Source organism: Tahibacter amnicola (genome assembly GCF_025398735.1).
GTDB lineage: Bacteria > Pseudomonadota > Gammaproteobacteria > Xanthomonadales > Rhodanobacteraceae > Tahibacter > Tahibacter amnicola.
The window spans coordinates 3,523,010-3,533,924 of sequence record NZ_CP104694.1; the positions used below are offsets into that span (position 1 = coordinate 3,523,010).

Consider the following 10,915-nt stretch of genomic DNA (forward strand, 5'->3'; position numbering starts at 1 on the left):
CTGGGACGCAGCTGGTCCTGCCCGGTCAAGGTGGTGAACTGGGGTTACTGGGACCTGGGCGCCGTCGCAGCCCCCGAATACCGCGCACGAATGGCCCAGGCCGGCATCGTTTCGCTGGAGCCGGCGGCAGGAATGGCGGCGCTCGACGCGTTGCTGGCAAGCCCGCTCGAACAGCTCGTGCTCATGAAGGGAACACGGTCGGCGCTGTCGCAGGCAGGCCTCGCCGAGGAGGAACTCGTCCGCTATCCGGTTGCGGCGGTGCCACCTGCGCACAACTTCCGCCTGACGCTGCCGACGATAGATCACGGCATTGGTGCGGAAGACGCGGCGTCCACGCAATTGCTGGAGCGGACGCTTGGGCGCCTGCTGCTTGCGCAGCTGGTGAGCATGGGACTGCCGGCGAACGAGCGTCTGGAAGTAGCGGCACTGGCCGAGCGACTGGGCGTGGCAGCGGGCTACCGGCGCTGGTTGGCGGAAAGCCTTCGCGCTTTGGCGCAGCAAGGGCTTCTCGCGCGCGAAGGCGAAGCCTTCCGTCTGGAGGGAGCGATCGACGTTGCGGCGGCATGGAAGGAATGGAACACACACAAGGCGGGCTGGCTCGAGACCCGGTTGTTGCGTGCCAAGATCCGCCTGTTGGAACAGACCGTGTCGTCCCTGTGCGACATCGTGCGTGGCACGAAGACGGCGACGTCCGTGATGTTCCCGAGTGCTTCGACGGCGCTGGTGGAGCCGGTCTATCGCGAATGTCCGGTTGCCGAGTGCTTCAACGAGCTGCTGGCCGGTGCGGTCGAGGCATTCGTGCGGGCACGGATCGCGCACGATTCGTCGGCAAAGCTGCGCATTCTGGAGATCGGCGCCGGCACGGGGGGCACGAGCGAGCGCGTCTTTGCCCATCTCAAGGAGTGGCAGGCGCATATTGCGGAGTACCGCTACACGGATGTGTCGCGCGTCTTCCTGATGCATGCGGAATCGCGCTATAGCGCTGACGTGCCGTACCTGCAATGCAGTCTGCTCGATATCGAAAAGCCCCTTGCGGAACAGGACATCGACGCGGGCGGCTACGACGTAGTCATTGCGGCCAACGTATTGCATGCCACGCGTGACATACGACGGACGCTGCGTCACGCCAAGGCGGCGCTGCGCGACAATGGCGTGCTGCTGCTCAACGAAGTCGGCGCCAACAGCCTGTTCCTGCACCTGTGCTTCGGGTTGCTCGAAGGCTGGTGGCTGCACGAAGACGGCGGTATCCGCGTGCCGGGAAGTCCCATCCTCGACGCATCCGGTTGGCGGCGTGCGTTGGAAACGGAAGGATTCCGATCCGTGTGCTTCCCCGCCGAGCCGCTGCATCCCTTGGGTCAGCAGATCGTCGCTGCGGAAAGTGATGGCCTGGTCCGCCGGGTGCGATTCACGCAGGCACCTCACACGCAGGCAACCGTTTCCCCCCTCGCGAAATCAGCTGCGGCCTTCACCCCGGCTTCGATTGTCTCGGATGCCGGCGACGGAACGCTCCAGGCCCGACTCGAAGCGCATCTGCGCGGACTCATCGCGCAGACGATGAAGCTCGCGCCCCATCAGATCGATCCGAATGAACGGCTGGAACGCTACGGCCTGGATTCGATCCTGATCACGCACGTGACGGCGCGCCTGGCCGAGACTTTCCGCAGTGTGAACAGCACTGTGCTGTTTGAGCACCACAGCGTTACGGCGCTGGCGGCCCATCTGATGCGCACGGAGCGCACGGCCGTAGCTGCCTTGTTCGGCTCACCCGCGGGAAGCGGTGCGGATGCCAGCGCGGCGGGTTCACGACGGGAAGTATCCGCAAACCGCGGCGATTCGCGCCTCAGCCACCTGTCACAGACGGTTGCCGACGCGCCGCTGCAGAATGACGTGGCGGTGATCGGGCTGTCGGGCCGCTATCCAGGCGCCCGCAATCTCGATGAGTTCTGGGACAACCTGAAATCCGGCAAGAACTGCATCAGCGAAATACCGGCGGACCGCTGGAACTGGCGCGACTATCACTCCGAGGAGAAGGGGGCAGTTGGATCGACCTACACGCGCTGGGGTGGTTTCCTGGCAGATGTCGACAAGTTCGATCCGCTGTTCTTCCGGATTTCGCCCCGCGACGCAGAATTCATGGACCCGCAGGAACGTCTGTTCCTGGAACAGGCCTACGCGTGCATCGAGGACGCCGGCTACCGGCCGGACCGCCTGGGAGAACAGGTCGGTGTATTCGCCGGCGTCATGAACGGCGGCTATCCCACGGGCGCGCAGTACTGGTCCATTGCAAACCGCGTTTCCTACCTGCTGGATTTCACAGGGCCCAGTCTCGCTGTCGACACCGCCTGTTCCTCGTCCCTGACGGCGGTGCACCTGGCGATGGAGAGCCTGCAGTCGGGCGCCTGCGATTGCGCCGTCGTGGGTGGTGTCAACCTGATCCTGGATGTGAAGCACTATCAGTCGCTGTGCGGAGCAGCGATGTTGTCGGCAGGCAGAGAATGTCGCGCCTTTGGCGAAGGCGCAGACGGATTCATCGACGCCGAAGGCGTCGGCGTGCTGCTGCTCAAGCCCCTGGCACGCGCCGAGACGGATGGCGACCACATTTACGGCGTGCTCAAAGGCAGTGCGATCAATCACGGCGGGCGGACCAATGGCTATATGGTGCCAAGTCCAGCGGCGCAGGCGGCATCGATCAGTCGCGCGTTGCAGCGTTCCGCCGTCGATCCACGAACGGTCAGCTACGTGGAAGCGCATGGCACGGGAACGGCACTGGGTGATCCGATTGAAATCGCGGGGCTCGCACGCAGCTTTGCATCGGCGGGCGAGGAACGGCAGTTCTGTGCCATTGGTTCGGTGAAATCCAATATCGGTCACTGCGAGAGTGCGGCTGGTGTAGCTGGTATCACCAAGGTGTTGTTGCAGATGCGGCACCGGCAGCTGGTTCCGTCGCTGCACGCGGAAGTGCTAAACGGCCGCATTGATTTTGAAAACAGCCCGTTCTTCGTGCAGCGGGAATTGGCTCCCTGGCGCCGGCCGGTCGTCAACGGCACGGCGGGGCAACCCGTCGAGCATCCCCTTGTTGCCGGTGTGTCCTCGTTCGGCGCGGGCGGTGCCAACGCGCATGTGGTGGTGGCCGAGTACGTTGCGCCAGCGCGGACGCCTTCGGAAACACACCGGCAGGCGCCGGCGCTCGTGGTGCTGTCGGCGCGGGACGATGAGCGCCTGCGCCTGCGTGTCGAACAGCTGCTGGCCGCTGTTGAAAATCACGTGGTGGCAGACGAGGACCTCCCTGATCTTGCGTACACGCTGCAGGTGGGGCGTGTTGCAATGGACGCTCGCATGGCAGTCATGGCATCCAGTTCCAGCGACCTCTCGGCGAAGCTGCGTGCCTACCTTCACGGAAAGCCGGGGATCGACGGGCTTTTCCACGGTCACGCCAAGCGCGATGCCGACGCGCTCGCGCTATTTGTTACCGACGATGACCTGGGCAGCACGGTTGATGCCTGGGCTGCCAAGGGCAAGTACGACAAGCTGCTCGCCCTGTGGGTGCGTGGTCTGGCCTTCGACTGGGAGCGCCTCTACACCGCGCAGCGCCCCCGTCGTATCCGCCTGCCTACCTATCCGTTCGCGCGGGAACGTTACTGGGTGCCGCTGCCGGAGGGTGGTGCCAGAGCGATGGCACCGCAGGCAGCAGGCGTCGTGGGCGCTCAAGACCTGAAGGCAGGCACGGCGGAGGCGGACATCGCTCATCCGCTGGGTCCAGATGGCGCGGGTCTGACCGGATTGGCGATGCATGACGCTCCGCCCGCGGCGGCTCGCATCGAGCCCGCAGGCGTCGGTACTGCCGAGTCCACACCCGTTCCGGATCAGGATAACGACAGTGCGCTTCGCCGCATCGAGCTGGCGCTGATCGACGAGAGCGCGGCGCTGCTCAAGGTGCCGAAGGAAAAGCTCGATCCCGATGCCCCCCTGACGGACTACGGCTTTGATTCACTCGTTTTCACGCGCTTGATTTTCCGGATGAAGGAAATCTTCGCGATCGATATCCCGATGGAAGCGCTCTTCGACGTCGGCAGCTTCCGCCAGCTGGCGGAGCGGATCGAGTTGATCGGAATTTCGACGCGGGAGCAGCCGTCGGAAAGTGAAGGCGAGATCGAGGAAGAGGGGGTCATCTAGTGGACCGTCATCGAATCGCCGGGAATACCCGGTGCGACAACCCGATCATGATGTGCGTCGTTTTGGCCTTTTCCACGGAGAGTGTTCACCTTGGCTGCTATTGAGGCATTTGTTGCACGGTTGAAGCGGGAAGGGATTTCCCTCTGGCTGGACGACGAGAACATCCGCTACCGCGGACCGGCCGGAAAGCTGACGCCCGAGCTGAAGGCGGAGCTTCGGTCGTTGAAGGCGCCCATCGTTGCCTGGTTACGCCAGCTCGACGAAGGGGCAGGGCGTGTTCCAGCGCTCTCGCCGCACGTGCGGCCGGACGCCATTCCCCTGTCATTTGCCCAGGAACGGCTGTGGGTGCTCGACCGATTGATGGGACCGAGCACCACCTACAACGTGCTGTTGAGTGCACGGCTCAATGGACCACTCGACATTCCGGTACTCGAACGGTGCCTGGCGGAAATCGTCCGGCGGCACGAAGCGCTTCGGACGCGAATGGTGTGTGTTGACGGCGAACCGAGACAGCTGATCGACCCGCCCGGCCCGATCGACTTCCGAATCACGGATCTGAGCGCGCTCTCCGAAGACGTGCGCGAGCTGCGGGTGAAGCAAGCGTCGGAGTCCGAGCTTTCCACGTTCTTCGACCTGGAGCGCGGCCCGCTGCTGCGCGCCGCGCTGATCCGTCTGCGCCCGTACGAGCACGTCCTGCTGATCCCGCACCATCACATCGTTTCCGATGGCTGGTCGATCGGTGTCGTGTTCTCGGAACTGTCGACGCTGTATGCCGCTTACGTGCAAGCAGAACCGTCGCCACTGCAGGACTTGCCGGTCCAGTACGCGGATTTCGCGCTTTGGCAGCGCAGTTGGTTGAAGGGCGAATTGCTTGCCCGTCAAGTAGCGTATTGGCGGACGCTACTCGAAGGCGCCCCTGGCGTGCTCGAACTGCCGACCGATCGACCGCGATCGCTGGCGAACGTCCGGAAGGGCGCTCTGTTCCGTTTCCCGATTCCGGACGCCGCAGCCGAGGGCGTGCGCGCGTTGGCCAAGTCGGAGCAGGCCAGCCTGTTCATGGTGTTGCTCGCGGCGTTTCAGGTCGTGCTCGCGCGTTGGACGGGGCAGGACGACATTGTTATCGGTTCACCGATATCCGGCCGTCGCGATCCCCTCACGACGGGGCTCGTCGGGTTTTTCGTCAACACGCTGGTGTTCCGCGGCCGTTTCAGTGCGACGCAGTCATTACGCGAGCTTGTGCGGAGCACGAAGACCAATGCCCTTGGCAACTACGCCAACCAGGATGTGCCATTCGAGAAGCTGGTCGAAGCGCTGCAGGTCAACCGCGACCTGAGTCGTACGCCGATATTCCAGGTCATGTTTTCGCTGTTGAACCTGCCGGCCGATCCGATGGCGATGCATGACGTCGTGATGGAACCGGTGGCGTCGGATGCGGTGCCGGACAGCAAGTTCGACCTGAGCCTCACCGTCAGCGAAGTGGGTCCGGCCCTGCATGGGACGATTGAGTATCCGGTCGACCTGTTCCTACCCTCCACGATCGAGCGGATAAGCCAGTACTACCTTGCTGTACTGTCCGCCATGACACGCGACGCGGAGCAGGACGTGCTGGAGGTCGACTTGCTACCGGCGGCGGAGCGCACGCTGCTCCTTGATACCTGCAATCGCACCGAGGCGCCGTATCCATCGGATGTGTGCATCCACCAGGTGTTCGAGCAGCAGGCGCGGCGGAACCCGGAAGCGATCGCCGTCGTGCACGAGGGGCAGTCGCTCAGCTACGCCGAGCTCAACGCCCAGGCAAATCGGCTGGCGCATTACCTGATCGGGCAGGGCATCAAGCCGGATGATCGCGTGGCGCTCTGCGTTGAACGCAGCCTGGCAATGATGGTGGGACTGCTGGCGATCCTGAAGGCCGGCGGTGCTTACGTGCCAATGGATCCGGGCTATCCCGCCGAACGGTTGGCCCAGCTGTTGAACGACTGCGATCCGCAAATGGTACTTACCGACGCGGCGGGGCGGCGTGCGCTGGGGAACGAAGTAGCGACGGTTGCATCACGCCACGCGGATCTGGACCTGCTTGCCGGCGAATGCGCCGGATACCGCGCAGACGATCCGCCCCCGCGGGGACTGACGTCGCGGCACCTGGCGTACATCATCTACACATCCGGCTCGACCGGTCAGCCCAACGGCGTCATGGTGCCGCATCGGGCGTTGCTCAACTACGTCAGCGATGCGCAGCGCCGCTACTGGCAGGACGACGTCCAGGGCGCCGTGGTCGCGACGCCGCTCGGATTCGACGCCACGGTCACGACGTTGTTGACGCCCTGGCTGGCGGGCAAGCCGGTCGTGCTGCTGGCCAACGACAACCAGCGTTGCCTGGCGCACGTGCTCGAGTACTGCACCGCAACGAAGCCCTGGCTGTTCAAGCTGACGCCGGTCCACCTGGACGTGCTGGCCGATCTGATGGCAGCGCCGACGGGGGCGACGCCACACCGCGTTGTCGTGGGCGGCGAGCAGCTGGCCACGCGGACGCTGCTTCGGTTTCGCCAGGCGGTGTTGCGCAACGCGCTCGTGATCAATGAGTACGGACCGACCGAAACCACCGTCGGCTGCACCACGTTTGTCAGCGATGGCAGCGGTGACGCGGCGCTGCAGGAAGTCGTTCCGATCGGCCGCCCGATCGCCAACACGCGGATCTATCTGCTGGATGCACGGCGCCAACCGGTGCCGATCGGTGCGGTCGGGGAGATCTACATTGGCGGTGCCGGTGTTGCGCGGGGTTATCTGCGTCGTCCGGAGCTGACCGCAGAGCGGTTCCTTGATGATCCGTTCAGTGGCGTTGCGCAATCGCGGATGTACCGCACCGGCGATCTGGCCCGATACCGTGCCGACGGCCAGCTGGAATTCCTGGGACGGAACGACCAGCAGGTGAAGATCCGTGGCTTTCGCATTGAGCCGGGCGAAGTGGAAGCGCGCCTGGCGGAGCACCCTGCGGTACGCCATGCGGTGGTGCTGGCCCGCGAGGATCAACCGGGTGAAGTGCGTCTGGTGGCGTACGTGGTGATGGATGCGGATGCGACTGTCGCGGTGGCCGAGCTGCGAGCGCAGCTGGCTGGCCGGCTGCCCGAGTACATGGTGCCGGCGGCGATCGTGCGCCTGGATGCGCTGCCACTGACGCCCAACGGCAAGATCGATCGCAAGGGGCTGCCCGCACCGGAAGGCGAGGCCTTTGCCCGGCAGGGCTACGCGGCACCGCAGGGCGCGACGGAAATGGCGCTGGCGCAGATCTGGCGCGACCTGCTCGGCATCGAGCGGATCGGTCGTCACGACAGCTTCTTTGAGCTGGGCGGCCATTCCTTGCTCGCGATACGGCTGCTTAGTCGACTGCCGCAGGCCTTCGGCGTGGAAGTGCCGCTGGCGACGCTGTTCGCGCATACCACGCTCGAATCGCTGGCCGGGGTGATTGCCGCGGCCGTGACGCCGACGGATGCGTCCGCGCTGGCGCCTATCGCACCGGTGTCCCGTGCTCAGCCGCTGCCACTGTCCTACGCGCAGCAGCGCTTGTGGTTCCTCGCGCAGTTCGATGGCGGCAGTGCCGCGTACCACATTCCGCTGGCTCTGCGGCTGCGGGGAACGCTGGACGTTCCCGCCTGGATCCGCAGCTTGAACGCACTGTATGCGCGTCACGAAGCGCTGCGGACGGTGTTCGTGGGCACCGACGGCGTGCCCCGGGTTGAATTGCTGCCGGCCGACGGTGGCATGCCGCTCATCGAGCACGACCTGCGGAACGCGGCCGACGCGACGGAACAGCTGAAGTCCGTGTGCCGCGAGGAGGTCAGCGCACCGTTTGATCTGGCGCACGGCCCGCTGATCCGTGCCCGTCTGGTACGAATGGCGCAGGACGATCACGTGTTCCTGCTCACGCAACACCACATCATCTCGGATGGCTGGTCACTGGGCGTGATGGCGCACGAGCTGAGCGTGCTCTACACGGCGTTTGCGCAAGGGCAGGCCAATCCCTTGCCGGAACTGGCGCTGCAGTATCCCGACTTCGCCGCGTGGCAGCGGGAATGGTTGTCCGGTGAACGGCTGCAGGCACAGACGGACTACTGGCGCAAAGCCCTGGCTGACGCGCCGGTGCGCCTGGAACTGCCGACGGATCGACCGCGTCCGGCGCAGCAGTCGTTTGCCGGCGCGAGCCTGCCGCTGCACCTGGATGCCGGGTTGACCCGTGATCTGAAGCAACTGAGCCAGACGCACGGGGTCACGCTCTTCATGACCCTGCTGGCCGGTTGGTCTGCGCTGCTGTCGCGCTGGAGCGGCCAGTCGGATGTCGTGGTGGGTACACCCGTCGCAAATCGTCGGCGCCTGGAACTGGAGGGCCTGATCGGCTTCTTCGTCAACACGCTGGCCTTGCGCGTCTCGATGGCCGCTGACCCGGACGTGGCAGCACTGCTGGCGCAGGTGCGGGAGCAGACATTGCAGGCCTACGCGCACCAGGACGTGCCGTTCGAACAGGTGGTGGAACGCCTGAGTCCCGTGCGCAACCTGAGTCATGCGCCGCTGTTCCAGGTGATGTTGAGCCTGGACAACACCCCCGTGGGGGATGCGCGGTCTCTGCCCGGCGTGGCGCTTTCGCGTCTGCCGCTCGAGCAGACGACGGCACAGTTCGATCTGTCGCTGTCGCTCACCGAGACTGGCGCCGGCCTTTCCGGTGAGCTCGTCTACGCAACGGACCTGTTCGATGCAACGACGGTGAAGCGGCTGCTGGACCAGTGGCAGCGGGTACTCGCAGCAATGGTCGCTGACCCGGCGCAGCCGATCAGCGCGCTGCCACTGCTCGACACCGCGGAGCGCCACACCCTGCTGCACGGCTTCAATGCGACAACGACGGACTATCCGCGCGAAGCCCGCATCCACGATCTGTTCGAGGCACAGGTCGCGCGCACGCCGGAGGCGGTCGCAGTGCAGTTCGCGGACCAGGCATTGAGCTACGCCCAGCTCAACGCACGTGCCAACCGCCTGGCACGGCACCTGCGCGGGCGCGGCATCGGCGCCGGCCATCGGGTGGGCGTCTGCCTGGACCGCAACCTGGATCTCGTCGTGGCGCTGCTCGCAGTACTGAAGGCCGGCGCAGCCTATGTGCCGCTGGATCCGGCCTACCCACGTGAGCGGATCGGCTTCACGCTGGGCGATTCGCGTGCATCCGTGGTTATCACGCACCGCCACTGGCGCTCACTGATCACTGAATCGGTGCCGGTCTGCGTTCTGGAGGACGAGGCGCAGGCCATCGGGCTGGAGACAGCGGACAACCTTCCGCCGGTGCAGGTCGCCCGCGACCTGGCCTACGTGATCTACACCTCTGGCTCGACCGGCGTACCCAAGGGCGTAGCGATCGAACACCGCAGCGCGGTGGCGCTGTTGCACTGGGCGCGTGACACGTTCACGCCGGCGCAGCGGGCCGGAATCCTGGCATCCACCTCGATCTGCTTTGACCTCTCGGTGTTCGAGATCTTCCTGCCGCTGAGCTGGGGGACTCGCGTGATCGTGGTCGAGAACGTGCTGCAACTGCCGCAGTTGCCGGCGTCGGCGGGCGTCACGCTGGTCAACACGGTGCCCTCGGCCATGGCCGAGCTGGTACGCAGCGGTGGACTGCCGGCCTCGGTGCAGGCCGTCGCCATGGCGGGTGAGCCCCTGCACAACGTGCTCGCCCAGGCGGTGTATGCCGCGGGTGCGCAGGCCGTGTTCAACCTGTACGGGCCGTCGGAAGACACCACCTATTCGACCTGGGCCCGGGTGGAGCAGGGCAGCGCCGAGGCCGTGTGTATCGGCCGTCCGATAGCGAATACGCGCGCCTATGTGCTCGATGCGCGCCGACAGCTGGTGCCGCTCGGCGTGGCAGGCGAGCTGTACCTGGGGGGCGACGGCCTGGCGCGCGGCTACCTGCACCGGCCCACCCTGACAGCCGATCGGTTCGTACCCGATCCCTTCGGAGCGCCGGGCGAGCGCCTGTACCGCACCGGCGACCTGGTGCGCTACCGGCGTGACGGGCAGCTGGAATTCCTCGGCCGCATCGATCACCAGGTGAAGATCCGTGGTTACCGGATCGAGCTGGGCGAGATCGAGGCGGCACTGCTGGACCTGCCGGGAGTGGCCGAGGCGATCGTGGTGGCGCGCGAGGATGCCGGCGGCGGCAAGCGGCTGGTGGCGTACACCGGCGGCGTCGACGCACCCGACTCCGCCGAGCTGCGTGCGAAGCTGCGAGTCCGCTTGCCCGAATACATGGTGCCAGCCGTGTTCGTGCACCTGGCGGCGTTGCCGCAGACGCCGAACGGCAAGATCGACCGCGCCGCATTGCCGGCGCCCGACGATGCCTCGGTGGGCCGACGGGAATACGAGGCGCCCATCGGCGAGATCGAGCTGGCGCTGGCGGGAATCTGGCAGACCCTGCTGGGTCTGGAGCGTGTGGGCCGGCACGACCACTTCTTCGAGCTGGGCGGTCATTCGCTCCTGGCGATGCAGATGGTGGTGCGCGTCCGCGAAGAATTCCGCATTGACTTGCCACTGGTGGAACCGTTCCGATCGAAAACCATCGCGGAACTGGGAAGAGCAGTGTGCTCCGCCCAGGTCGACATGTTCGATGCGAGCGATATCGATCGCCTCGCCTCCCAGCTCGATGGCCTGTCCGAACAGGAACTGATGGCGTTGTGGGAAAGCGGGCAGTAGCGCTGTGCGCCGTCTGCCT

At 65.6% G+C, this 10,915-nt stretch carries 2 protein-coding genes (1 of these 2 only partly in view); both read left to right on the forward strand.

The window, feature by feature from the left end; all coding sequences use genetic code 11:
* A protein-coding gene (locus tag N4264_RS14300; protein WP_343231961.1) for an SDR family NAD(P)-dependent oxidoreductase crosses the window boundary here: on the forward strand, positions 1 to 4,173 show its final stretch. Its footprint begins 25,905 nt before the window's first position; 4,173 of the gene's 30,078 nt are visible here — the last part of the coding sequence; its start codon lies off the left edge, out of view; its stop codon occupies positions 4,171 to 4,173.
* A 90-nt stretch (positions 4,174 to 4,263) separates the two neighbouring features.
* Positions 4,264 to 10,896, forward strand: coding sequence for a non-ribosomal peptide synthetase (locus tag N4264_RS14305; RefSeq protein WP_261692926.1), 6,633 nt, complete (start codon positions 4,264 to 4,266; stop codon positions 10,894 to 10,896).
* Positions 10,897 to 10,915 lie beyond the last annotated feature (19 nt).